Origin of the sequence: Fredinandcohnia onubensis, assembly GCF_002734215.1 — a bacterium.
Lineage (GTDB): Bacteria > Bacillota > Bacilli > Bacillales > Bacillaceae_L > Ferdinandcohnia > Ferdinandcohnia onubensis.
Genome location: NZ_NSEB01000020.1, coordinates 1 through 25,193, shown reverse-complemented (window position 1 = coordinate 25,193; position 25,193 = coordinate 1). Strand labels below are relative to the sequence as shown.

15 protein-coding genes, 16 tRNA genes, 1 rRNA gene and 1 riboswitch are annotated in these 25,193 nt (G+C 39.2%); of the genes, 9 read left to right on the top strand and 23 right to left on the bottom strand.

Going from position 1 to position 25,193, the window contains the following annotated elements; genetic code table 11:
• The first annotated feature begins 188 nt into the window (after positions 1-188).
• Positions 189-1,169 carry a diaminopimelate dehydrogenase gene (locus tag CKK03_RS20410; protein ID WP_099364346.1) on the top strand — a complete coding sequence of 327 codons (981 nt, stop codon included), beginning with the start codon at positions 189-191 and terminating at the stop codon, positions 1,167-1,169.
• A gap of 54 nt (positions 1,170-1,223) precedes the next feature.
• Here the strand turns inward: CKK03_RS20410 and CKK03_RS20405 are convergent, their stop codons facing one another.
• Positions 1,224-2,945, bottom strand: coding sequence for a sulfate adenylyltransferase (locus CKK03_RS20405; protein WP_099364345.1), 1,722 nt, complete (start codon positions 2,943-2,945; stop codon positions 1,224-1,226).
• 327 nt (positions 2,946-3,272) lie between these two features.
• Between CKK03_RS20405 and CKK03_RS20400 the strand changes: the two genes are divergently transcribed.
• Both CKK03_RS20400 and CKK03_RS20390 read left to right on the top strand, forming a co-directional pair.
• A complete protein-coding gene (locus tag CKK03_RS20400; RefSeq protein WP_099364344.1) occupies positions 3,273-3,953 on the top strand; it encodes a phosphoribosylaminoimidazolesuccinocarboxamide synthase in 681 nt (226 codons plus the stop codon).
• A 583-nt stretch (positions 3,954-4,536) separates the two neighbouring features.
• A complete protein-coding gene (locus tag CKK03_RS20390; RefSeq protein ID WP_099364342.1) occupies positions 4,537-5,925 on the top strand; it encodes a LysM peptidoglycan-binding domain-containing protein in 1,389 nt (462 codons plus the stop codon).
• Positions 5,926-6,008: 83 nt separating this feature from the next.
• On the opposite strand, the gene CKK03_RS20385 is transcribed toward CKK03_RS20390, so the two are convergent.
• Complete coding sequence (locus CKK03_RS20385; RefSeq protein WP_099364341.1) at positions 6,009-7,271, bottom strand: cation:dicarboxylate symporter family transporter; 1,263 nt, start codon at positions 7,269-7,271, stop codon at positions 6,009-6,011.
• A gap of 110 nt (positions 7,272-7,381) precedes the next feature.
• Positions 7,382-7,535: riboswitch (cyclic di-AMP (ydaO/yuaA leader) on the bottom strand.
• 107 nt (positions 7,536-7,642) lie between these two features.
• Positions 7,643-9,277, bottom strand: a complete 1,635-nt coding sequence (locus CKK03_RS20380; RefSeq protein WP_099364340.1) for a thiamine pyrophosphate-binding protein — start codon at positions 9,275-9,277, stop codon at positions 7,643-7,645.
• Between the two features lie 207 nt (positions 9,278-9,484).
• Here CKK03_RS20380 and CKK03_RS20375 point away from each other — a divergent pair, with 207 nt between their 5' ends.
• Positions 9,485-15,397, top strand: coding sequence for a lamin tail domain-containing protein (locus CKK03_RS20375; RefSeq protein ID WP_099364339.1), 5,913 nt, complete (start codon positions 9,485-9,487; stop codon positions 15,395-15,397).
• Positions 15,398-15,602: 205 nt separating this feature from the next.
• On the top strand, positions 15,603-16,466 hold the full coding sequence (locus tag CKK03_RS20370; RefSeq protein WP_099364338.1) for an AraC family transcriptional regulator: 864 nt from the start codon (positions 15,603-15,605) through the stop codon (positions 16,464-16,466).
• A 147-nt stretch (positions 16,467-16,613) separates the two neighbouring features.
• On the opposite strand, the gene CKK03_RS20365 is transcribed toward CKK03_RS20370, so the two are convergent.
• A complete protein-coding gene (locus tag CKK03_RS20365) occupies positions 16,614-17,465 on the bottom strand; it encodes a DegV family protein (RefSeq protein WP_099364337.1) in 852 nt (283 codons plus the stop codon).
• Positions 17,466-18,049: 584 nt separating this feature from the next.
• On the opposite strand from CKK03_RS20365, the gene CKK03_RS20360 reads away from it, so the two are divergent.
• The 3 genes from CKK03_RS20360 (at position 18,050) to CKK03_RS20350 (ending at position 20,642) form a co-directional block, all read left to right on the top strand.
• Complete coding sequence (locus tag CKK03_RS20360) at positions 18,050-18,898, top strand: MBL fold metallo-hydrolase (RefSeq protein ID WP_099364336.1); 849 nt, start codon at positions 18,050-18,052, stop codon at positions 18,896-18,898.
• 224 nt (positions 18,899-19,122) lie between these two features.
• Complete coding sequence (locus tag CKK03_RS20355; RefSeq protein WP_099364335.1) at positions 19,123-19,326, top strand: protein YkzT; 204 nt, start codon at positions 19,123-19,125, stop codon at positions 19,324-19,326.
• A gap of 215 nt (positions 19,327-19,541) precedes the next feature.
• Positions 19,542-20,642 carry a C40 family peptidase gene (locus tag CKK03_RS20350; RefSeq protein ID WP_099364334.1) on the top strand — a complete coding sequence of 367 codons (1,101 nt, stop codon included), beginning with the start codon at positions 19,542-19,544 and terminating at the stop codon, positions 20,640-20,642.
• A gap of 70 nt (positions 20,643-20,712) precedes the next feature.
• Here the strand turns inward: CKK03_RS20350 and CKK03_RS20345 are convergent, their stop codons facing one another.
• Together CKK03_RS20345 and CKK03_RS20340 are read right to left on the bottom strand one after the other, a co-directional pair.
• Positions 20,713-21,681 carry an NAD(P)-dependent alcohol dehydrogenase gene (locus CKK03_RS20345; RefSeq protein ID WP_099364333.1) on the bottom strand — a complete coding sequence of 323 codons (969 nt, stop codon included), beginning with the start codon at positions 21,679-21,681 and terminating at the stop codon, positions 20,713-20,715.
• A gap of 94 nt (positions 21,682-21,775) precedes the next feature.
• Positions 21,776-22,354 (bottom strand): Crp/Fnr family transcriptional regulator, encoded by a 579-nt coding sequence (locus CKK03_RS20340; protein WP_099364332.1) that lies wholly within the window; start codon positions 22,352-22,354, stop codon positions 21,776-21,778.
• A 241-nt stretch (positions 22,355-22,595) separates the two neighbouring features.
• Between CKK03_RS20340 and CKK03_RS20335 the strand changes: the two genes are divergently transcribed.
• Positions 22,596-23,195: a DedA family protein gene (locus tag CKK03_RS20335; protein ID WP_099364331.1), complete on the top strand. Its 600-nt coding sequence runs from the start codon at positions 22,596-22,598 to the stop codon at positions 23,193-23,195.
• A 125-nt stretch (positions 23,196-23,320) separates the two neighbouring features.
• Here CKK03_RS20335 and CKK03_RS20330 read toward each other — a convergent pair.
• The 17 genes from CKK03_RS20330 to rrf form a co-directional block, all read right to left on the bottom strand.
• A tRNA-Leu gene (locus CKK03_RS20330) sits at positions 23,321-23,402 on the bottom strand.
• A 29-nt stretch (positions 23,403-23,431) separates the two neighbouring features.
• Positions 23,432-23,517 (bottom strand) — tRNA-Leu (locus tag CKK03_RS20325).
• A 39-nt stretch (positions 23,518-23,556) separates the two neighbouring features.
• Positions 23,557-23,630: transfer RNA gene (locus tag CKK03_RS20320), tRNA-Cys, on the bottom strand.
• 2 nt (positions 23,631-23,632) lie between these two features.
• Positions 23,633-23,707, bottom strand: a tRNA-Gly gene (locus CKK03_RS20315).
• Positions 23,708-23,733: 26 nt separating this feature from the next.
• A tRNA-Gln gene (locus CKK03_RS20310) sits at positions 23,734-23,808 on the bottom strand.
• 41 nt (positions 23,809-23,849) lie between these two features.
• Positions 23,850-23,925: transfer RNA gene (locus CKK03_RS20305), tRNA-His, on the bottom strand.
• An 11-nt stretch (positions 23,926-23,936) separates the two neighbouring features.
• A tRNA-Trp gene (locus CKK03_RS20300) sits at positions 23,937-24,010 on the bottom strand.
• Between the two features lie 44 nt (positions 24,011-24,054).
• Positions 24,055-24,139: transfer RNA gene (locus tag CKK03_RS20295), tRNA-Tyr, on the bottom strand.
• Between the two features lie 16 nt (positions 24,140-24,155).
• A tRNA-Thr gene (locus CKK03_RS20290) sits at positions 24,156-24,231 on the bottom strand.
• Between the two features lie 7 nt (positions 24,232-24,238).
• Positions 24,239-24,314 (bottom strand) — tRNA-Phe (locus CKK03_RS20285).
• 8 nt (positions 24,315-24,322) lie between these two features.
• Positions 24,323-24,398 (bottom strand) — tRNA-Asp (locus tag CKK03_RS20280).
• An 83-nt stretch (positions 24,399-24,481) separates the two neighbouring features.
• A tRNA-Met gene (locus CKK03_RS20275) sits at positions 24,482-24,558 on the bottom strand.
• Positions 24,559-24,582: 24 nt separating this feature from the next.
• Positions 24,583-24,658: transfer RNA gene (locus tag CKK03_RS20270), tRNA-Val, on the bottom strand.
• A 4-nt stretch (positions 24,659-24,662) separates the two neighbouring features.
• Positions 24,663-24,737, bottom strand: a tRNA-Glu gene (locus CKK03_RS20265).
• A gap of 25 nt (positions 24,738-24,762) precedes the next feature.
• Positions 24,763-24,854: transfer RNA gene (locus tag CKK03_RS20260), tRNA-Ser, on the bottom strand.
• Positions 24,855-24,857: 3 nt separating this feature from the next.
• Positions 24,858-24,932: transfer RNA gene (locus CKK03_RS20255), tRNA-Asn, on the bottom strand.
• A gap of 10 nt (positions 24,933-24,942) precedes the next feature.
• Positions 24,943-25,058 (bottom strand): 5S ribosomal RNA (gene rrf, locus CKK03_RS20250).
• Positions 25,059-25,193 lie beyond the last annotated feature (135 nt).

Below are 25,193 nucleotides of genomic sequence, written 5' to 3'. Positions count from 1 at the left end.
GTTGCTTAAAAAACTTTTCGATTATCGAAGAAAATCATTGGCAGTAAGAGCTTATTCTATTATTATAAGTATTATCAAAAAAGTTTGGAAATCGAATGACCCCAAATAGGTTTACATAGAAGCTAACTGGGCAATTTAAACTTTGACATAATTTTTTTGATAGTATTAGAAGTAAAGGAGAAATGTATATGAGCAACAAAATTAGACTAGGTATCGTAGGTTACGGTAATCTTGGAAAAGGCGCAATTAAAGCTATTAAACAATCTCCTGATATGGAATTAGTAGCAGTTTTTACGAGAAGAGATCCAGAAACTCTCGTTCTTGATGAGCCAAATGTAAAAGCTGAGCATCTTTCAAATGCAAGTGATTATCAAGGTAAAATTGATGTTATGCTACTTTGTGGGGGATCTGCTACAGACCTACCTGAACAAACTCCGCAAATTGCTAGCATGTTCAATACTGTAGATAGTTTTGATACCCATGCAAAAATCCCTGAATTCTTTGCAGCTGTTAACGAAGCTGCGAAAAATACGACTGCTATTATTTCAGTAGGTTGGGATCCAGGTTTATTCTCAATTAATCGTGTTATGGCGGATGCGATTTTACCAAATGGTGAAAATTATACATTCTGGGGTAAAGGCCTAAGCCAAGGACATTCTGATGCAATAAGACGAGTAGATGGTGTTAAAAATGGTGTACAATATACGATTCCATCTGAGGATGCAATCGAAAAGGTTCGCAGTGGTTCAAATCCAGAACTAACAACTGCTGAAAAGCATCGCCGCGTCTGCTATATCGTTGCTGAAGAAGGTGCAGACAAAGCAGCTATCGAAAATGAAATTAAAACAATGCCAAACTATTTCGCTGATTATGATACAGAAGTGAATTTTATATCAGAAGAAGAATTAAACCGTGAGCACTCCAAAGCACCACATGGTGGATTTGTCATTCGCGGTGGAAAAACAAGTGAAGACACTACACAGGTATATGAATTCTCTTTAAAATTAGACAGCAATCCAGAATTTACGTCTGCTGTATTAGTTGCATATGCAAGAGCAGCATACCGCTTAAGCCAAGAAAAGCAATTTGGTGCTAAAACGGTATTTGATGTTGCACCAAGCTATATTTCACCACGTTCTCCAGAAGGACTAAGAAAAGATTATTTATAAGAAGCTCTTTTTTAAAAAAATCACTCACAACTTTTGTGAGTGATTTTTTCTTACTTATTCATCACTGCCTCTGTATCGCTTGTATGGCAATGGGTTCCAAACTCGATATTTTAAGTCTTCCGAACGAAGTGGTGATGGGATATCATCAAAGATTTTTCGTGCCACTTCTAGTTCACGTTCTGCCTCGGATTTATCCTGATACATAAATTCATCGGAAGCTTTTTCCAATGCTTTATTTACCTTTTCTTCTAAATAGTCAACCACCATTTCTTGTTGTTTATGGATAGACTCTCTGGCTGATGCCACCCAATCTGGCTGAGTGGTGCGAAGCGTGTCAGATACATAGCTGAACTCTTCGAAAATATCTCTATATATCTTATCGGCATTATCACGTGCATCCATGATAACATTTTCCAAATCTTCTATGGTAAGTTCCTCAACCTGAAGCGGTCTTCTTCGTTTTGGACCACCAATTCTTGATCTCGTTAAATAATATGGGAAAATACTCTTTATCGTTTTACCGACAGGTGAAATGGCCATATCGTTCTCATCCACACCTTTTGGCTGCACGCCTTGCATCGCAATCCGAGCAGACTCTGGCCTTACTATTTCTTTAGGTGGTAATACCCCATACCGCAACAATTCACGAATCCCAGTCCCAGAGATATTAATACGATATTGCTCATCATGTGGACATGTTTGATCAGTTGCTTGCGTACTACAGCGCGTACAGTAGAACACTTCATGGAACAAGCGGATATCGATGCCTAATTCATCAGGTGTAAATTCATCAAATATCGTATGGCTTGCATATTTTTCATAGAAATCACCAATACCTGCATGATCTCGTCCGATTAAAGCGTGGGTACATCCATAGTTTTTCATGATCAAAGCATGGAGGACCGCTTCACGTGGACCAGCGAATATATAGGTAACTCGTAATGGTGCAAGAATCGTTCTTTCTTTTGGATAATATGTATCTAGCACACTGCGGTAAGACAACATTCGAAACTCGTGTCGCGTATATTCACGCTTTGCCATTTCTACTAGGGGCTGAACAAATAGACCTTCTAACTCTTCTAAAGCATTTCTATGAATATACTCATGTCCGCGGTGTAAAGGATTTGCTCCTGTAATAAATCCACCTACAGATTTAAACTTCTTTTTCTCATAAAAAAGCTTCCATGTTTCTTTCGGCTCCATTCTTATATCTTCAAATGGCCCCCAATGGACTCGTCTAAGCAATTGTATCGGGCCAGCCAAAGCTGTATCTCCCATTCGACGGTAAATCGAATCAACTCCAGGGTGGTTGCGGTCAGTTGTGCCAAAAAGATGAGTTGCACGGAATTCACGATCATAGTCGAAGATATCATTCAATTTTAGAATAGCGACGGGTTCTCTTGTTTCATCTGCAAGTGCGACCTCATCCCCGACGGATAAAGTTTTAATCACCTGCTGATTTCGGTCACCAATTGGCGCGAAACTTAGCGGCACAGGCCAAACCACTCCATTTTTCAAGCGGCCTTTCGTAAGTACAGACTTGTAATCCTCTTCATCCATAAAACCTTCATTAGGAGACAACACTCCTGTTGCAATCATTTCAAGAGTAATGACGGCCTCCAAATCTACCATAATCATTGGCATTTGCTTTGCTCTTTCCATTGCTTCATCTTGTGCTTTCCCGGTAAGAACACGATTCACCAATTTGCCACCATGTGGCTGTTGTGGATAGCTTGCTAATGCTTTTTCATCCAACACATCAGTAAACTGATTCAATCATATCACCCTCCTATTACCACTTATATTCTATTGATATACTTTATATCCTTCCTAAGCTGAATATTTTTTTAGAAAATTCAGTTAAACGTAAGTTATTTTAATAACATGGATGGAAAACTAGTCTATGAATGATAGTTAAAAGCGAATGGATTTTCGCTTTAAATCCGCAGGAATTTTATATTTTTTATCATCAATCCCTTAAATTTCACCAAAACCTTAACATTCATATGTATTTACACTAAAATATTTCGTGTTTACTCTTGTGCAAACACCATTTTATCTTTATGATTATTATGTTATTGAATTTCGCATAGGGGGATTGACATGAAGCTTAAATACACAGGTAAAACAAAAGATGTCTATGAATTGCAGGACGGAAATTACTTACTTCAATTTAAAGACGATGTAACAGGCGTTGATGGTGTTTTTGATCCAGGTGCAAATACTGTTGGTTTAACAATTGAAGGTGCAGGTCGTGCTGGATTAAAATTAACTAAATATTTTTTCGAAATATTAAATGAAAGAGCAATTCCAACTCACTATATTGACGCTGATATCGAACAAGCAACCATGACAGTAAAACCGGCTGAAGTCTTCGGAAAAGGTCTTGAAGTTATTTGCAGATATCGTGCTGTTGGAAGCTTTCTTCGCCGATACGGCTTATATGCAGAAGAAGGGCAAGCCCTCGATGCTTTTGTTGAGGTAACCTTAAAAGATGACGGTCGTGAAGATCCTCCCATCAGTGAAGACGCTTTGGACATGCTCGGTATCCTGTCTAAAGAGGAATATCAGGTATTAAAAAAACTTACACAACAAATCGGCGGTATCGTTAAAGACGAGCTTGCTAATAAAGGAATCGAATTATATGATATTAAATTCGAATTCGGACGCACTGGCGATGACAGACAAATTGTTCTTATCGATGAAATCTCCGGTGGAAACATGCGCGCATACAAAGAAGGAGAATACATTGAACCATTAAAATTAGAAAAGATGTTTTTATAGAAAAAAGCAGCCATTGTGCAGAATCATTATAAATAGTATAAGAATTAGCGTCTCTTTTAATAGTTAAAAAGCAACACTATTTTCGTTTATATAAAAATGGTTTTATAAAAAATAGACACAAAATAGTAAAGGAATCAGCCCCCTTATTAACAACATGACGATAGCTTTTAACGTCGTGCAAATAAGGGTGCTGTTCTTTTGCTTATCACTACTCAAAGAACATTATAGTCGTTTACGAAATCACATTACCTTTTTTTGGATTTTACGAATGACTTTATCCTGCCAACCTATAAAAAAGCATACGCATTTCTTCTTTCCGTATGCTTTTGTCGCTTTCTTCCTTGAAAACAATACACAAATGGATAATTTTTACTTTCACTATCTCCTTTTGAATTATTTCTACCTTTTTTTGGATTATACGAATGACTTCATACACCAACCAATATAAAAGCATACACATTTCTTTTTTTGTCCTAAAAACGGCCTCTAAACGTAACCAGTCCTAGTACTTCCACTCTACCTATAAAAATGAAGAACTTGGGAATAGTAAAGGGTAGAAAAGGACAAATGGATGGTGAAATAGGTGGAAGGTTTTTCACGATATAAATTAAACGAAACAGAAGACGGAATTGAAGTGATCTTATACCTTGATGAAAACTTAACCGAGTACTCAACTGAGTTAGGACTCTCATCCCCAGTGGAAGAGTCTGATATGGAAAGAAAAGCTGTTCATTTTGTAAAAAGAATATTTCCTGCATTGAAGGTTAAAACCGTTAAGATTATGGCAGGTGGAGTGCTATTATCTGCCTTAGGTCTTGGTACATTGCCTGCAACTCAAGCCTCTGCAGCTGAAGCAACCGGAAAGAAGACACAAACGAAGTCTCTATCCCATACTGTAGTAGCTGGTGATACGCTATATAGCATTGCCCAAGCTAATGGAACAACCGTGGATGCAATTAAGAACGCAAATAATCTTTCTTCGGATTCTCTACAGATTGGACAAACATTGACAATTCCTATTGGCATTACTGCCATTCCGGCTCAAACCAATGTAACTACTTATCAGGTTGTTTCTGGTGATACGTTATATAGCATTGCCACGCGTAACGGCACTACCGTGGATGGCATAAAAAGCGCGAATAATCTTTCTTCGGATATTTTGCAAATCGGACAAACGTTGACGATTCCTTCTGGTAATGGTACCGCTCCTACTCAAACCAATACAACTACACATAAGGTTGTTTCCGGTGATACGTTATATAGCATTGCCACGCGTAACGGCACTACTGTGGATGGGATCAAAAAGGCGAATAATCTTTCTTCGGATATTTTGCAAATCGGACAAACGTTGACGATTCCTTCTGGTAATGGTACCGCTCCTACTCAAACCAATATAACTACACATCAGGTTGTTTCTGGTGATACGCTTTATAGTATTGCCACGCGTAACAGCACTACTGTGGATGGGATCAAAAAGGCGAATAATCTTTCTTCGGATAGCTTGCAGATTGGACAAACGTTGACGATTCCTTCTGGTGTTACAAGTGCACCGGCACCGGTTCCAAGCGAAACAGCATTCGCCGCTGAACACCAGAAAGTAGTGAACAAGGAAGAAGTCGAATGGCTTGCGAAAATGATACACAGTGAAGCGAGAGGTGAATCTTTAGAAGGCCAAGTTGCCGTTGGTGCTGTAATTGTGAATCGTGTAAATAGTCCCTTATTCCCTAACACTATTAAAGATGTCTTGTTTGAAAAAAGCTACGGTTACTATCAATTTACACCAGCAGAAAATGGTGCGTTACTTACAGCAACTCCTAACGACCAACATAGAGAAGCTGCAAAACGGGCACTTAGTGGTGAAGATCCAACAAATGGCGCATTATTCTTTTACAACCCTGATAAAACATCGAGCTCCTATTTAAGAAGTCGTACCGTTTCAACCACAATAGGCAACCACGTATTTGCCTTTTAGGGACACAGGGACAGGTCCCTTGTCCCAAAACTAAAATAAGCACATTCCTATTTTGATGGAATGTGCTTACTAATATCACATATTTACGATGCTTGTTGAACAGCTTCAACTTTAGTTGGAGGGTTATATTGACCTTCCCATTTAGCTACAACCAGTGCTGCCAACGAGTTACCTACTACGTTAACCGCGGTACGTCCCATATCTAGAATACGGTCAATACCAGCAATAAATGCCAATCCTTCAGCTGGTAAACCAATTGTACTGAACGTCGCTAATAGCACTACGAAGGATACCCCTGGCACTCCAGCCATACCTTTGGATGTTACCATCAATATTAACATTAGCATGATTTGTTCCCCAATGCTTAAGTGAATTCCATACATTTGGGCGATAAATAAAGACGCTATAGCTTGATATAGAACAGACCCATCCAAGTTAAAAGAATAACCTGTTGGTATAACGAAAGTCGCTATATGCTTCGGACTTCCTGCCTGTTCCATTTTATCCATAATCCTCGGAAGTACGGTTTCCGAGCTGGATGTTGAAAAAGCAAGGATTAACTCTTCCTTAATCATCTTCAATAATTTAAAAATATTTAAACCGATAAATTTAGCTAATAAGCCTAAAATAACTACTACAAAGAAAATCATAGTTCCATAAACAGTAATGGCTAACTTACCTAATGGGATAAGTGATTCAAATCCATATTTTGAAATAGTTACACCAATTAATGCAAAAACACCGATCGGAGCATATTTCATAAATAGGTTCGTCACATAAAACATGGCATTTGCCATACCTTCGAAGAATCGTAAAACTGGTTTCCCTTTTTCACCTATAGCTGCAATTCCAAGACCGAAAACAACTGCAAAGAAAATAGTTGCTAACATATCTCCTTCAACCATAGCTTGGAACGGATTTGTAGGAACAATATGAAGGAGTGTATCTGTTATAGATTTTCCTTCTTGTGCTTCTGATGTTTCTACATAACCAGAGATATCACTTTGTTGTAACTGGTCCATTACTAGTCCAGCACCAGGTTGGAATAAGTTTGCAGAAATAAGGCCGACAGCTATGGCAACCAAGGTCATTCCAATAAAATATGTCAGTGATTTAGCACCTAACTTACCGACTGATTTTAAATCACCCACACCAGCTATCGCAACGATAATACTTGAAAGAACGATCGGCACGACAATCATTTTAATTAATCGTAAGAAAAGATCTCCGAATGGCTGCAGGACACTTTGGGCAGTTTCACTTCCATAGAAAATGCCACCAACGATAATACCTAAAATAAGACCAATCAAAATTTGACTAGCCAAACTTAACTTGAATTTTTTCATAAATTACCCCACCTTCTTAATAATTTGATTCTGATTACTCAGGTAAGGAAAACATATAGAAAGATAAGGTAATAAAAAACCGGCTGTTGCCGATTCACTATTCTACCATACTGTTTCCTCTCGATTGCTTACGAGGTTAGCTTTCAGGTTAGGACTATGGGAAACAATAAGCCCCTTCTATTTAAGAATTCACCAATAGCGGAAAAATCCCGCATGAAGAATTTGGGTCCCCCGCTCCAGATAAAGATTAAGCAACAATGCTCTACAATTATTTTATACTAAAATATTATTCTAGTAAACTATCGAATCATTTCCAGTTTGATTTTCCCACCCCCATTAACTATTGGGGGCGGGAAACTAACTTTCCACGGTCAGCTTTTTGTTTCCGGGTGAAAAATTGGTGCAGTATCGACCTCTATCAATGCTGGTCCATTATGTAAAAGTGCTTTTTCAAGGGTATCCTCTAATTCACTCTCATCTGTGATTAAATAGCCTTTCCATGAGCAAGCTTCGGCAATTTTAACAAAGTCCGGATTCGTTAAATCCACATCCTTTTGAATGCTTCCGCCGGCTATCATTTTATCGCGTTCCATTTGTAACGCATGATTATTGAAAATGATGACTGTGATATTTAAGTTGTATCGGATGGCCGTTAATAAATCGGCTAAAGTCATTTCGATCCCGCCATCTCCAACGACAGCAACCACTTGCTTCTCCGGAAAGCACAGTTTGGCTGCAAGAGCGGCAGGCAACCCAAATCCCATTGTTCGCCATTCACCCGAAAAAATAATTTGTTGATCAGTTGAGCGAAAATTACGATTGAACCAAACGGTTACATCACCCGTATCTAGAGTAATAATCGCATCGTCTTGAACAGTATTTTCAATGGCTCTAACGATTCTTGATGGGTGGAGCGGTTGGGAAGATTGTAAGCCTTCTTGCTCGTTTTGTGTCTCCCACGTTTCTTTTATCTTCTGGAGATTTGTTACCCATGTTTGATTTTGTGAAACGCTATGAAGACTTCTCGTTATCAGTGGGACCAGCATTTCAGCTGAACCTACAATACCTAACTCAACAGGTATACCTTTCCCGATATTCTCTTTCGCAACGTCAATTTGAATCAATTTTGCATGCCCTGGAACATATCCTTCCGGCCACCACAAGTTCCCTACTAATAAAACAACATCTGACTCTTGAAAAAGATCTTTAGCATGAGGGTTTCCGCCTTGTCCAATTCCTCCTAAAAAGTTCGTACAGGATTGAGGAAAGACCCCTTTTGCACCTAAACTTACAAGGATACCCGCTCCCCAAAGTTCTGCTAATTTTTCGATTTCAAGAACTGAATCTTTTGCTCCCAGACCAGCTAAAATCATTGGTTTTTTTGCGGTTTTCATTAATTCAACAACCTCTGTGATATCTTTTTCATCTATAGATGTGGTAGTCTGTATCATTTTTGGTTCCAACTGAATTTTTGCAGTTGAATTCATTGAAAAAAGATCCTTTGGAATCGATAGATGAGTGACCGCACCTTTTACCAGTGATGTTTTCATTGCTTTTGTTAAAACATCTATAATGGCGTCAGGGTGTGCGAGCAAAGACGTATACTCTGCGAGTGGTTTTATTAATTCTTGTTGATTAAGATACTGCTTAAAGTCAGTCCCGATTTTTTGACTAGGAGCCTGACCAGTAATAGCCAATACGGGTGCCTTATCCAAATAAGCATCCCCTAGACCATTGAGTAAGTTTCCTAAACCAGGACCCATCGTTGCAAGACAAACGCCAAGCCTGCCCGTTAACTTTGCCTCAGCTGAAGCCATCATGGCGGCAACCGATTCATGTTTCACCGCAATAAATTCGATTGAATTCTGCTTTGCTAGTTCATCCATAAACTCAATAATGGCATCACCCACAACCCCATAGATCCTTTTAACTCCCCACATCCCAAGTTGCTTTAACATAAGACTAGCAACAGTTTCCTTTGTTGATTGACCAGATTGTACATTCACGATAGGTAAGTCTCCTTTGATTGTTTTTCCTTACCTTTCCAAATAGTGGAGTTTTATATTCAAGGACAGGTTATGACAGCCACATGACAACTTTTGCCGAAATTCGTAATATTTACAGGTTTTTTACATTTCAGATAAATGAAATCAATACTTTGTCGTTATTCTGTAGTGGAATACATAAAATCTTTACATTTTTAAGGAGGCATTATGAGGCAAAAAGCAAAACTGAAAAAAGGGTTAGCCGTAACAACCACAGTAGCTATTCTCGTATCGAATTTAGGATTAGCCGTTCCGTCAGCTATGGCAGAAAAAACTTCACAAATTCCAATTTCACAAGTGCAATCAGAAAATCAAGTCCAAAAACAAGAAGATTCCATTTCAGATTCGGGAAACCAGGAGTCTGATGTACAAGATTCCACTACTCTCCCGAACGAAAACAAAGCTGACACTGAAATGACGGAAGCCCCTGCTTCTCCAACTACAGAAACGGAAAGTCAGCCTAGCGAAGAAGTAACGACAGAAAATACGGAAGTAAAAGAAAGTGAACCTACTTCTACATCCAACAAAGAGGAAGTGGAACAAACTTCTATTCCTGAACAACCAAAAGAGAACACAACTAGTAATGAAACTGAACAAACAATCGAGCTAGTTGAGGAACCAATTGATTATCAACAACTGCCGCCTCTTTTGATTACTGAAATCATGCCGAATAATCTAGGCGCTGACGATTATGAATATTTTGAGGTATACAATAACACGAATCAACCGATTGTATTGGACCACTATACGTTTAGTCTGCGCTATACGGATGGAAGTGACACACAGGATGTGGATATGCAATTTGCCCCAACCAAATTAGCACCAAAAGAAAGTATGGTGTTTTGGCATAATTCAAAGCAGAAAACACTTGCTGATTTTAATCAAAAATATCAAACAAGTTTAACTGAAAACCATGTAGTCGAATTTGGTGGACCACCTAATTTTTACAATAGTGGAAATCGAGCAGTCGTGATAAAAGACCAAGCTGGAAATGAACTACTCGTCGCCAATTACTTAAAAGATGACATTGGAGATGGACTAGTTGTTCAATACCAATACCCAGTTTCCGGCGTGGAGATGGAAAAGCTTGAAACAAAAGCACAACCATCACCGGGTACCATTGTGGCTGAGCAGGTTCCCCAACAAGAAGTTGTAGCGGAAGAAAACCAAGCGCCAATTATTACTCATGAACAAATCACAAATGCGAGTGCAAAAGAAGACCTTGTCATCTCAGCAACAATTACAGACGATCATCATGATTCTTTAGCTGGTGTTTATTATCAAACAGAACCGAATGGTGAGTTTAAAAAGATCGCGATGACTCACGCCGAAGGACAAATCTATCAAGCTACCATTCCAAAAAAATCGTTAACAAATGAAACATTGCGTTATTTCATTGAAGTAACCGATCCAAATCATCGTGTATCCTTTCCCGATAATAATGCAATTGAGGTCTCAATCGAAAATTTAGTTGAACTTGATTACAACACTCTTCCACCCTTATTAATTACGGAGATTTCTCCTAATTCAGAAGGTGGCGGTACAGATTATTACGAGTACTTTGAGCTCTATAACAATTCTGACCAACCGCAGGTGTTAACAAATTATTCATTTATATATCATTACACAGATACGGGGAAAGAACTTCCTTTCCAAGTGCCGGTGACAACGATTGAACCTCAGGAAAAAATAGTCTTCTGGTTTAATAATGGCAATAAAGCATTAGCAGACTTTAATGCACATTTTGGTGTTGACCTAGCAAATGAACAAGTTGTCGAATTTACCGATGCATTCCCTGGCTTTGCAAACGGCGGCAATCGTGCATTGGTTTTAAAAGACCTACAAGGAGCAGAGGTTATTTCTGCAAGTTATTTAGGAAGTGACAATGACAATACTGGCGCTGTTATCCAATACGAATATCCTAACCAAGGAACAATAATGAAAAAATTACAGGGTATGGCCCCTCCGTCACCAGGTGTAATTACGGATAAACAGGTACCCGCTGTTCCTGTGCAACTCCCAGAAATTCCAACGGATTCGGAAGCACCTGTGATTGAGCATACCCAGGTAGACGAAGTTGATGCCTATAAAACAGTCAAAATCGAAGCGAAAGTAACAGATAATCTAGCAATCCCATTGGTCACTCTCCATTATAAAGAAAAGGAAGCCGAGAATTTCACAGCCATCTCGATGGATCCAAGTGTGGAGAACTCGAGCACGTACTCAGCTGAGATTCCAGCTGCGAGTGTCACGTCGGATCTTATCTATTATATTGAAGCATCAGATGGGATTCAGGCTGAGAAAACTAGTGAATACACGATCAACGTGAAACAGATTGATATTGATTACAGTACGCTCCCACATTTATTGGTTACAGAGGTTGTTCCAGACACCACAAATGTTGGCTCAGCTGACGGATATGAGTTTATTGAAATCTATAACAATAGCAATCAAGATATTAATTTTAAAGATTATAAAATTTATTACCGCTATGGCACGGACCCAGGTACAGATGTTGTATGGCCTTCGATTCCGGAAGATGTCACCATACCAGCCGGAAAAACACTCGTTTTTTGGATCATAAATGACCAAAATGGCGATTCAACTGTAGAGGATTTTAACCAAAACTATGGTTCAAATTTAGTAGAAAATGAGAATATTGTTCGTGTTTATACAGGCGGTATGGCGAATGGCAGTATGCGTGGTATTGTGATCGGTACGAATGCTCATAAAGAAGTGGCACTTGCCTACTATAATGATGTACCAAATGTGGATGATACTTATGCTGACAAAGGAATTGTCTACGGGTATCCTACCGATCAGTCGACACAGCAAATCAAACTAGACATCAAAGATGCAACTCCTGGAAGTGTTGAGACACACCAAGTTCCACGAGAAGCTGTGCAGCTTCCTGAAGATACAATTGCACCTGTAATTGATAATCAAACAGAGGTTACTGAAATAGCGGAAAAGGATAATATCGAAATTGCAGCGAAAGTAACGGATGACCAAGAAGTGAAATCGGTTCGTCTTTTCTATAAAATTTCGGACCAAGATAAATACCAAATGAAAATTTTACAACAGGATTCTACGAGTGGTTTATTCCATTCAACCATCTACTCTCCTGAGTTAATTGGGAAAGACTTTGTCGACTATTACTTTGTCGCTTCAGATGGAAGGAATGAAAAAACAAGTGATACCTATCGTGTCGACATTACAACCGACCATGATCAATCGAGTCTTCGTATGAATGTAAAGGAAGAAGACATCATGACTGGCGATGTGATTCTTAAAGGAACATCTGCTGAGGATGCACCTGACAACGTCTCATTAATGGTAGATGGCACAGAGCTAACGAGCGATACGTATCATTCTGTGGAGCGAACTGCGTATTTTGCATTAGATGTAAATGGCTTGAATACGTACTTCCAAAATGCAGTGACGATGGGAGAAGAAGTGCTCTACCTAATGGATAAGGATTGGTTGACACAGTGGAAAACCTTTAGTATTCCGATTGAGCCTGACCGCTTATCACTAGGAGATAATACCATCACGGTTCGCTCAGGAAACAAAGCATCGCCATTTGACTTAGAATCTAGTGAAAACCGCGATGATTATGACTTAAAAAACGTTCGACTAGTGCTTTCTGATGGTACGGTTTTAACAGACCCTACCTACAAAAATCCAAATCAAGTATTGAAAATGAATGATGCCAATCCTTTCGTTGATTTTCATTTTACAATCACAAACGATCATGCGCTTTCTAAAACGGTGAAATGGAATACAACAACCGTATCGGACGGAGAACATGTGATCACCGTTCAAGATGCTGATGAAACACTTGAAAGAAAGGTAATTGTGGATAATAGCGCTCCAGAGATTGATTCAAATCTCGTTGAAGGCAACGAATATAAAGGTGCATTTACAATTGAAGGAAGCGCAATCGATGAAATTGCGGGTGTTGAATCATTCGTAACCACCCTAGATGGTGAGGTTATTTCACTTCCATATGAAACAGCATCCTCCAAATTAGCACCTGGAGAACACAAACTAATCATGACTGCGGTTGATAAAGTTGGCAATAAAACAGAACACATTGTTCACTTCTCGGTAGTGAATGAAAATCCTGAAATGCCTGAAGCTTCTTCACCTGCAGATGGAGCAACCGTCAATGGTGACCCGGTTTTAAAAGTAAAAGTAACAGATCCGACGAACGATCAAGTCGATGTTACATTTTATCAAGGCTACAAATACGATGCGAGTCGAACTGAACATATTAGAGGCTATAAAAACGCTTCTGATACGGAACCACCACAAACACAGGTTCCGGCAGGAGAACAAGCCTTTACGGAAGAAGATATTGCCCTTGTTGCACAACAGGATGGACAATATTTAACGAACAATTCACACACACAATTTCCATATCATCGCTTTGATGTAAAGGTTGATTCTACTGTCGATGAAAATGACATTGTCGAACTCAACTGGAAAGGAAAGTCACTAGAAGGACGAAAGGTTTCCATGTACGCTTGGAATCATAAAAAGGGTGATTGGGAGTTAATCGATTATCGCGTTGCTGGAGAAGATGATTTTGAATTGACAGGCAATGTGGCAGTGGATGCTTATGTTAAGGATCATAAAATTAATGTCCTTGTACAGGATGAAATTCCAAGCACTCCGGATGAGTACGACTATACCTTTGTATGGATGTCTGACACTCAATTTTATGCAGAGAGCTTCCCGTATATCTTTGACCGTCAAACACAATGGATTGCAGAAAATCAAGAGGAAATGAAGATTAAATATGTCTTCCATACAGGGGATTTGGTTAACGTTTCGACAGACGAAAGCCAATGGAATTACGCAGACCAATATATGGGAGTTTTAGACGAGCATAATATTCCATATGGTGTCTTAGCTGGTAATCATGATGTGAATCAAGTAAACAATGATTACACTGATTATTATCGTTACTTTGGTGCAGATCGATTTGAGAACAAACCTTATTATGGAGGCTCATATCTAAACAACCGTGGACACTATGATTTAATTTCGACCAGCGGAAATGACTATATTATGATGTACCTAGGTTGGGGTGTAACTGATGAAAGTATTCAATGGGTTAATGACGTCCTTGCTGCTCACCCTGATCGGATGGCGATATTAAACTTTCATGAGTACCTACTTGCAACTGGAACAAGACATCCACTAGGTGAAAAGCTTTATAACGAGATTGTCGTTCCAAATGAAAATGTCATTGCGGTATTAAGTGGGCATTATCATGAAGCACAAACGTTAATCGACCAGATTGATGATAATGGAGACGGTACACCAGATCGTACTGTGTATCAAATGCTGGCAGATTATCAGGCTGGCCCAGAGGGTGGCCAAGGCTACATGAGACTCTTGCATTTTGACCAGGATAATAATCGAATTATCGTAAATACGTATTCACCATATTTAGATGACTATAACTACTATGATACCGATGCCCATCCTGAAAAAGATGAGTTCATCATTAACCTGGACTTAAGCGCCGTTGAAAAACAAGTTGCGACTGATTACTTCTCTGTAAATGTGTATAGCGATACAGAAATCGGCAAAGATGAGGACGTAGAAAGTGGCGAAATCGCGGAAACCGTTTGGAAAGGCCTAGCAAACGGAAACCTCTACTCATGGTATGCGGTTGCTGAAGACGATCATACTGGAAAAACAATGTCTGACATTTGGTCCTTCACAAAACAAGCAGCTGGTTCAGATTCAGAGGATGAAAATGATCCTGAGGAGCCACCAACTGAGCAACCCGAACAACCAATAGATGAGGAGCAACAACCAGAGCAACCTGAAAAACCAGAGAGCGATAATCAAGATCAAACTAATAACGACAATCCGAATAAAGATCAAGATGACCAGCAAGCTGAAGACGTAAATAACGACGAGACTGATAAACAACTAAAGCAGAATGGTGACACTCTACCCGTTACAGCAACCAATATCTATAACTTGCTGTTAGCAGGATTTATCTTATTGATTGTGGGTGGATCGATACTTGTCATAAAAAAACGTAAACTTCAGGCATAATAATAAGAGGCATGGTTTCTAAAAAAGAACCATGCCTTTAACTATTGGATTTTTTATTTTCATCCTATAAACCCTCGACAAACTTCGGTGCGTCACTGTGACCTAGAATCTGTATACACATTCGATTCGATATTTTTCATGTTAAAAATGTCGAGTAGGAATAAAGCGACTTTGCTATGATATAGACATGACAAGGAGGGATAACTTGTTAAAAGAATTAAACCAGGTGATCGACTATATTGAAAATCATTTAACAGATGACCTACCTCTTGAAAGTATTTCCGAATATGCGGGGGTTTCGGACTATCACTTTAGAAAGATTTTCTTTTACCTGTCAGGATTGACTCTTAGTGAATATATCAAAAACAGAAGATTGTCAGAGGCCAATAAGAATTTATTGAACGGAGAAAAAGTAACGGATGTCGCTTTCAAATATGGGTATCAGTCAGTAGACGGCTTTACGCGAGCCTTTAAAAAATGGAGTGGCTTCTTACCCTCAGATGTCATCAAAACAGGGATAACCAAGTCGTTTCCCAAGCTTTCATTCGTCATTACAGTAAAAGGAGGAACTTCCATGGAGTTTAGAATTGAAGACAAACCGGCATTTAACTTAGTCGGTGTAAGTAAACGAGTGCCTATGCAATTTGAAGGGGTAAATAACGAGATTGTAAAGCTAGCACAAAGCATAACGGAGGAGCAAAAATCAGAAATGCATGCCCTTCAGAACTTAGAACCACATGAAATCGTGAATGCATCTTATAACGCGGACGCAAATTTCTTAAAAGAAGAAGGAGATTTAACCCACATGATCGGTGTGTTAACAACGGAAAATCAAGTAAGTGACCGATTAGACATAGTGCCAGTCGAAGCATGTACGTGGGCAATCTTCCCAAATGAAGGACCCTTTCCATCTACACTACAAGAAACCATAGCCAAAACCTATTCGGAATGGTTTCCCACTTCCGATTATGAAGTCATCAATGTCCCTTCTTTTTCGTTTACCAAAATGGATAAAGACAAAGAAGGTTACGCGTATAGTGAGGTTTGGATTCCGGTGAGGAAGAAGTGAAAACAAGCACTAAAATTGATTAAAATGCTATAGATATTGCTTAATAGGTTGTCATTTTCCCCACCTCCCTTCTGTAGGAAGGTGGGGGCAACCCATCCGCTTTATAAACCTTCGACAAACTTCGGGGCGTCACTGTGACTTTATATTCTATCTCTCCAAGCCCGCAATTCCAAATCCGCCTGGTCCAGCATGGGTGGAGATCATGGCGCCGGCCTGTATCCAACTGATATTATCAAATCCATGTTCTTTTGCGACATCGGTCATTCTTTCCTTAATCTTTTCATCTAGGCCAAGGGAGTATACTAAGTATATTTGACCTTTATCAATGTCGTATTGATTTAAATAATCTTGGATCAGTTTTTCCGTGACGGTACTCATATTCCCGCGATACTTCTTAGTAGATGTGAGTTTTCCATCTATTAATTCGATACATGGCTTAATTTTCAACAAAGCTCCTCCGAGATAAGCAAGGTTACTGACTCTTCCACCCGCTTTTAAAAACTCTAGACTGCCAGGAACAAAAGCCAGTCTGGATTTCTGGACGATAGCTTCGATTTTTTTGACTAACTGTTCAGGATCAATCGTAGGTTCTTTTGCTAATACATCTACTGCATACATCACAATAGCAGCTAGTCCGCCTGTGACGTTCAGCGCATCAATTAGGAAAATATCATTCAACTCTTCCGTTGCAATAATGGCATTTTGGAAGGAAGAAGATGCCTTAGACGTATAACCAATATGGATAATGACACAACCGGGAAAGTCCGTTTTTATCTGTTTAAAGAATTCCTCATATTCATAAACATTTGTTGCAGTTGTGGAGGGGATTTTCTTGGTTCGCTCATAATAATCATATATATCCTCTACCGGCAACGCCCCATCTAAATAATCCTTATCACCCATGATAACGTGCATCGGAACCACTTGAACAGAGTGCATGCTCGGCCAATCTAAAGGTAAATCCGCGCCACTTTCCGTAGTTAAAATAATTCTACCCAATTATAATTCCCCTCTCATCTCCCATTACGGGTCGGTTGTTAACCATCGTACCTAAACTAACTATACATTATTCGAAAGCGTTTTACAGATTTTTTTAAGTAGAAATAAAGCAATGTGGCTTGAAAATAAGAACGAAAAGAATCAGTTCAAAAGTATGGTTTCCGTTATGAGTAGAATGATCCTATTAAAATCACCTTCCATTGCTCAACGATATCTTTTATACTATTTTTTTAGAAATTCCACACGAGTTGCTACTTTCCCCCAAAAAAAGCAAGACAAATAATATGGCAAAAACCTATTCTGAATGGCTTCCCTCTTCCGATTACGAAGTCAACAATTCCCCCTCATTTTCGTTCAAAAAGATGGATAAAGACAAAGAAGGTTACGCGTATTGTGAGTTTAGGATTCTAGTGAGGAAGAAGTGAAAACAAGTACTGAAAGTTGATTGAAGTTTATCCTATAAACTCTCGACAAACTTCGAGCCGTTTCGGGGCGTCACTGTGACTTTATAAAGTCTCAATTTTATCTCCTCTACAAATAGGATATAATGAACGGTACATACAATCTTGAAGGAGTTCATACACATGCAAACATTGCAAAAGCTTTCCAATCGTCTCTTCTACCTACCTCCAGTTCAACAAACAGACCGTCCGATTTTGGTAGCTATTGTGGGAGACAACCAGACATTGTTAATTGATGCTGGAAACTCTTCTAATCATGCTAAACTTTTCAAAGAGCAATTAGCTTCCTATCATGTCACAGGAGATATACTCGCTCTTACACATTGGCATTGGGATCATATATTTGGTTTGAATGAAATGGACATGCCTTCAATCGCAAATAACATGACCTATGAAAAAATAAAAGAACTGCAGCAACTATCATGGGAAGATAAGGAATTGGATGAACGTGTTGAAGCTGGGATTGAGATTCCGTTTTGTGCTGACGCGATTAAACTTGAGCTTCGAAATGACCGAGATATAATCATACCGAATCCCACAATTATTTTTGAAGAGCAAATAAAACTCAATCTCGGTGGGGTTACCTGCATCATCGAACATATTGGTGGAGACCATTCAGCGGATTCAAATCTCCTCTATATTTCGGAAGAAAAAACGATCATTCTCGGTGATTGCCTCTATGCAAATCTGTACGCAGAAAAATGGCACTATACCATTAAAAAAATGGGTAAACTTCTTGAGAAAGTCGAAAAATACGATGCAGATACCTATTTCCTCTCTCATCATCCAGGACCACTAACTAAGGATGAATTTTCTTCTTTTGTAACACTACTAAAGACGAGTGCCTTATTGACTGAGAAACATAAAGGAAACCTTGAAAAAGTCAAAACAGAAATGGCATCGTATTTTCAACGTGAGTTAACGGAAGAGGATTTAGAAATTATCACATACTTTGTGAATGGGTATGCGTAACATGTCAGTAACTCCGAGGTGATTATTTACCTTGGGGTTTATTTATTTGTAGCGAAATTGCCCATTTTTCCCCTCCATCTTCATAAATGAACTTAGATTGTTACAACATTTCAAACAGAAATATGAAGGTAATGTGAACCTTTTCACAAATGTATTTTCAAACAACTTATTCGAGATATACTGTAAGTAGTTTAAAAATAATCTTCCAAGGAAGGTGCTAGGTAATGAAAGGTACAGCATTATTAATCAATAAAGACCACTCTGTGACAGTATTAGAAAACGTTGACCATGATGTATACGAAGATCTAGTAAGTCTTGAAGATTCTAAGAATATAAAATGTACCATTAATGACAAAGTAGTTCAATTTGACCCCATTGATAAAGTCGTTTGGTATGAAGAAACAATCGACTGGGAATACGGTTATTAATTCATAGACAATATTTCATCCCATAAACAAAGCTTGCAGTATGTAATTAACTGCAAGCTTTGTTTTTATATAATCGACAGAGAATGAGCAATTATGGCAAATCGACTTATTATAATGGATAACTATTCCTCTATTTCCACATTAATCTACATACCTAGACAATTCTATAGTATAATTATTAACTAGAATAATAGAATTATGAGGAGGTCCAAGAGTTGGGTAAAAAGAAATTATATATGTCCGTGACTACGACTGCAGTCATTGCCTCTGCACTATTTGCTACACAAGAGGCTGAGGCAGCAAGCACGTACAAAGTTCAGAGTGGTGATTCACTGTGGAAGATTGCTCAAAAACATGATCTTACGGTTTCACAATTGAAGTCCTTAAACAGTTTAAATAGCGATATTATTTTCCCAAATCAAGTCCTTAAAACGGAATTAACTTCAAGCAACAACAATTCAACAAACAATAACACGCAACCTACAAATGAAAAAGAAACCCAAAAGCCTAGTACATCGAAGGCAACTACATATACAGTTAAATCTGGTGATACACTAAGTGGTATTGCCGTGAAACATAAGATTTCAATTAACGAATTAATGAAGTGGAATAACTTAAATTCTACTCTAATATTCCCAGGAAACGTGTTTGTTGTAAGTCAACCTACAACTACTCAGGAACCAAGTAACTCTACTCCTGAAAAACCAAACAACACTACTACCGAAAAAACAGAGAAACCTCAAGAAGAAAAAGTTCAATCTGCTACTGTTTATACAGTTAAGTCAGGCGATACTCTGTCAAGAATTGCACTTGAATATAAAGTGACAGTTCCAAACCTTAGAAAATGGAACAACTTGAAATCAGATATGATCTACATTGGTCAAAAGCTAAATATTGATGAAGGTGCAAAAGTAGAAACTCCTACAGTTGAAACCCCACCAAATAATAGTAGCTATAACGTAGATCAGTTGATCAAAGTAGCTAAAGACCAATTGGGAATCAGCTATGCATGGGGTGGATCTACACCTAATGGATTTGACTGCAGTGGATTCATTTACTATGCATATAAGTCAGCAGGATTAGATACTCTTCGTTATTCAAGCGAGGGTTATCATATGCGCTCTTATTATGTTGATACACCTAAGGTTGGAGACTTAGTATTCTTCCAGGGAACTTATAAATCTGGTATTTCTCATGTCGGAATTTATCTTGGAAACAACCAATTCATTCATGCTTCAAATGACGGAGTTGTCATTTCAAATGTAAATGACTCTTATTGGAAAAAACATTTTGAAAGCTTTAAGAGGTTTTATTAACAGATTTAGAGGAAGTCAGTTCTTAGGGAATGACTTCCTCTTCTTTTATAATCCAAACCATTCTCTCATTTTAGATTTCTATTATTACTTTTCCTTGTGAATGTCCTTTTTCAAAATACCGAAATGCTTCTGGAACCTCACTTAAGGAATAACTTCTATCAATAACTGGTTTTACTTTCCCATCTTCAATAAACTCTTTCATCGACACTAAATCGTTTTGGTTCGCCCTCTGTAAAAAGGTCATAAATTTCTTTTTTCCACTCATGGATAACCAAGATCTTTGTATCATGGTCTGATACATTTGACTACTTTCGCCACCTACATGAACAAATATCCCATTCTCTTTTAGTAGTCTTTTATAGGTTCTCATCGATTGGCAGCCATTCACTCCAAGAATTAAATCATATGTCTGGTCATGGTTCTTAATGTCGTCTTTTTTATAATCCATCACATGGTCAGCACCAAGTGACCTTGCTATATCTATGTTTCTAGTACTCACTACAGCCGTCACTTCCGCACCAAATGCCTTCGCAATTTGGACAGCAAATGTTCCCACACCACCGGATGCACCATAAATCAGCACTTTCTGTCCAGCCTTTACCCCCCCTTTATCCCTTATTGCTTGTAAAGCTGTGGTAGCCGCCATGGGCACGGCAGCTGCTTCAGTAAATGATAGATTATTAGGTTTCAAAGCCAGTGTCTTTTCATCAACAACTACATATTCCGCAAAAGCACCGAATCCACTGCTTGATAAGTCTCCGAACACCTCATCTCCTACCTGAAATTGGGTCACTTTAGCACCTACAGCCTCGACAATTCCAGCCATGTCTCCACCAGGAATAGGGAATTTAGGTTTCATTAGTCCAAATACCAATCGGGCTAGCCGTGGTTTGCCTGATAATAAAACAAAATTTCCAAAATTAATCGAGGATGCATGCACTCTTACTAAAACTTGATTTTCCTTAGGTGTGGGCGTAGTGACCTCACTAAGTTTAAGTGTATCTGGTGATCCATATCTTTCTGAGATAATTGCTTTCATCTCCGTCCTCCTTATAACCCTTTTTCATTTATTGTAGTTGGAAAATGTAGAGGCAGCATTGACTTAAGTTAAGATGTGTGTAAAGTTGGAAAGTTTATGATTGAATTCTCTTTTTAATTCTACTTAAGGACTCTGGTGTCATACCGAGGTAGCTTGCCAATTGATGTTGTGGTACACGTATAAGAAGGTCTGGTCGATTTTTGATGATCGTTTTATAGCGTTCTTCTGGAGAAGATCGAATAAATGTTGCGGATTCATTTTGTGCTTTGGTAAGGTAGTTTTCCATCATGCGCCGAGTCATGGTTTCAAGTTCCGTGTATTGCTTATAGATTTCTTGTTCAGATATCATGTCACCCACAACCAATATACTGTCTTCTAGACATGTTAATGAAAAATTGGATAATTGTTCTCGTTCTTCAATATTGAACAACAAAATAGCCTGTTCTTCGGTGAAAAAATGGGTGGTCACCTCTTTTCCATACTTATGAATTTGATACTGTCTGACACACCCTTTCAAAACAAAGTAACATCTCTCTGTTGGAGAATCTCCCTGCTTAATCAGATAGCTCCCTTTTTTAAACTTCTCTATAGTTAAAGCGTCCAAGACAGCTTGTTGCTCAGCTTCATTTAACGTTGTATATTTAGCCATATATTTAGTGAGGATTTCTTTCATGTCATAACCTCCATTTTTCAATTTATGGGCTCTTTATGACAATAGTACCATTTCTTCTTTTCAAAATATGCCGATTATCCATCTTTATTCTTTCCCAGTATGTAAATTTGCAACGGCAAGCAATGTTTCACAAAGGACAATCCTCGATTTAAACGTCGTTTACGTATAAAGTTTGATTGTTAACAAACGCTAATTTTATCGGATTAATTAGACTCATGCTAGTCAGGAATGAGGAAGGATAATGGGGATTGTTGAACGCTTATTTGCTCAATATGGATATTTTGTGTTGCTAATCGGTCTACCTTTAGAACTAATTGCTTCTCCGATTCCACCTGGTAACTCAACACTTGCATACACTGGTTATTTATCGCACAAGCACGTACTTAGTCTTCTCCCAGCACTTACTGCTGCATATTCTGGTTCCGTGTTAGGAATAACAACCACCTATTGGATCGGAAACAAGTTTGGGATGACACTAATCGAAAAGTACGGCAAATGGTTGTTTCTGAAGCCAAAACATATTAAGAAAACACGAAAGACCTATGAGAAATATGGAAACAAAATGCTATTATTTGGTTTCTTCTTGCCCGGTGTCAGACAGTTCAATAGCTATTTTGCAGGAATCATTCAGGTACCATTTCGAACTTTTGCACTTTATGCGTATTCAGGTTCCGTGTTATGGGTATCTTTTTTCATCGGAATTGGTTATATATTCGGTAACCAATGGCAGTTCGTTTTCTCTTGGATTGAACAATTTATGAAGGTGATCTTACTAATTTTGTGTGGGATGATTGTAGTCTATCTATTTACAAAATGGCGCAAAAGAAAATTGGTACGGTGAATGCAATCTCTTTGAATGGCCGCATCTTTAAAGAAGCGGTCAAATCGATACTGTCTATTCTTGCAGTTATTACTGGTTTAAAGCATAAAAAAACACTTCTCATTTAATGAGAAGTGTTTTTGTGATACCGATGGTCGGGGTCGAACCGACACTCCAGAAGGAACACGATTTTGAGTCGTGCGCGTCTGCCAATTCCGCCACACCGGCGTATATAGAAAGAAAAAGACATCAGAAGATGCCGAGGACCGGAATCGAACCGGTACGGTAGTCACCTACCGCAGGATTTTAAGTCCTGTGCGTCTGCCAGTTCCGCCACCCCGGCAAGTTTATAAAAAAAGCACTTACATTCAGAATAAAAGTCTGGAGGCGGCAACCGGATTCGAACCGGTGGTAAAGGTTTTGCAGACCTCTGCCTTACCACTTGGCTATGCCGCCATTGGAGCGGAAGACGGGATTCGAACCCGCGACCCCCACCTTGGCAAGGTGGTGTTCTACCACTGAACTACTTCCGCAAAATATTATCATAAATAAAAGAAAATGGCTGGGCTAGCAGGATTCGAACCTACGAATGACGGAGTCAAAGTCCGTTGCCTTACCGCTTGGCTATAGCCCAATGATTAGCTGCGTATCAGCAGAAACATTATAAAAATAAAATGGGGCGACTGATGGGAATCGAACCCACGAATGTCGGAACCACAATCCGATGCGTTAACCACTTCGCCACAATCGCCACAATTAGATTGGCAGGGGTAGTAGGAATCGAACCCACACCAAAGGTTTTGGAGACCTTCGTTCTACCTTTAAACTATACCCCTATGTTATACAATATTTAAGTTAATATAAAATGTTACAAATTAAATGGTGGAGGGGGACGGATTCGAACCGCCGAACCCGGAGGGAGCGGATTTACAGTCCGCCGCGTTTAGCCACTTCGCTACCCCTCCACTATTAAATTAAAAATGGTGCCGGCGATAGGAGTCGAACCCACGACCTACTGATTACAAGTCAGTTGCTCTACCAACTGAGCTACACCGGCATAAATATGGTGGCTCAGGACGGAATCGAACCGCCGACACAAGGATTTTCAGTCCTTTGCTCTACCGACTGAGCTACTGAGCCACTACATATGGCGGTCCCGACCGGGATCGAACCGGCGATCTCCTGCGTGACAGGCAGGCATGTTAACCGCTACACCACGGGACCAATTTTTTATTGAATATTTCGTCTTTTGTTTAAGAACAAATATTATATTACTATATTATTTCGTTCTAGTCAACAACTTTTTTTGGTTGCGGGGGCAGGATTTGAACCTACGACCTTCGGGTTATGAGCCCGACGAGCTACCAGACTGCTCCACCCCGCGATAATAGAAAAACAACTTTTAAAATGGTGGAGGATGACGGGATCGAACCGCCGACCCCCTGCTTGTAAGGCAGGTGCTCTCCCAGCTGAGCTAATCCTCCATAATGGTGACCCGTACGGGATTCGAACCCGTGTTACCGCCGTGAAAGGGCGGTGTCTTAACCGCTTGACCAACGGGCCAACTTGCTTGTAAATATATATATAGTGGCGGAGAGCAAGGGATTCGAACCCTTGAGACAGTGTTGACCGCCTACACGATTTCCAATCGTGCTCCTTCGACCACTCGGACAGCTCTCCAAATGGCTCCGCAGGTAGGACTCGAACCTACGACCGATCGGTTAACAGCCGATAGCTCTACCACTGAGCTACTGCGGAATGATACAAAACCTAGCGACGTCCTACTCTCACAGGGGCAATGCCCCAACTACCATCGGCGCTGAGAAGCTTAACTTCCGTGTTCGGTATGGGAACGGGTGTGACCTTCTCGCCATCGTCACTAGATAAAGTAAAGACAAGTATTATTATACTATCTTTAGAAAATATTTCAAGAAGAAATTTTCATTCCTTCAAAACTAGATAACGTATTTACATTCATTTTAGAAGTGATTTGGTTAAGTCCTCGATCGATTAGTATCA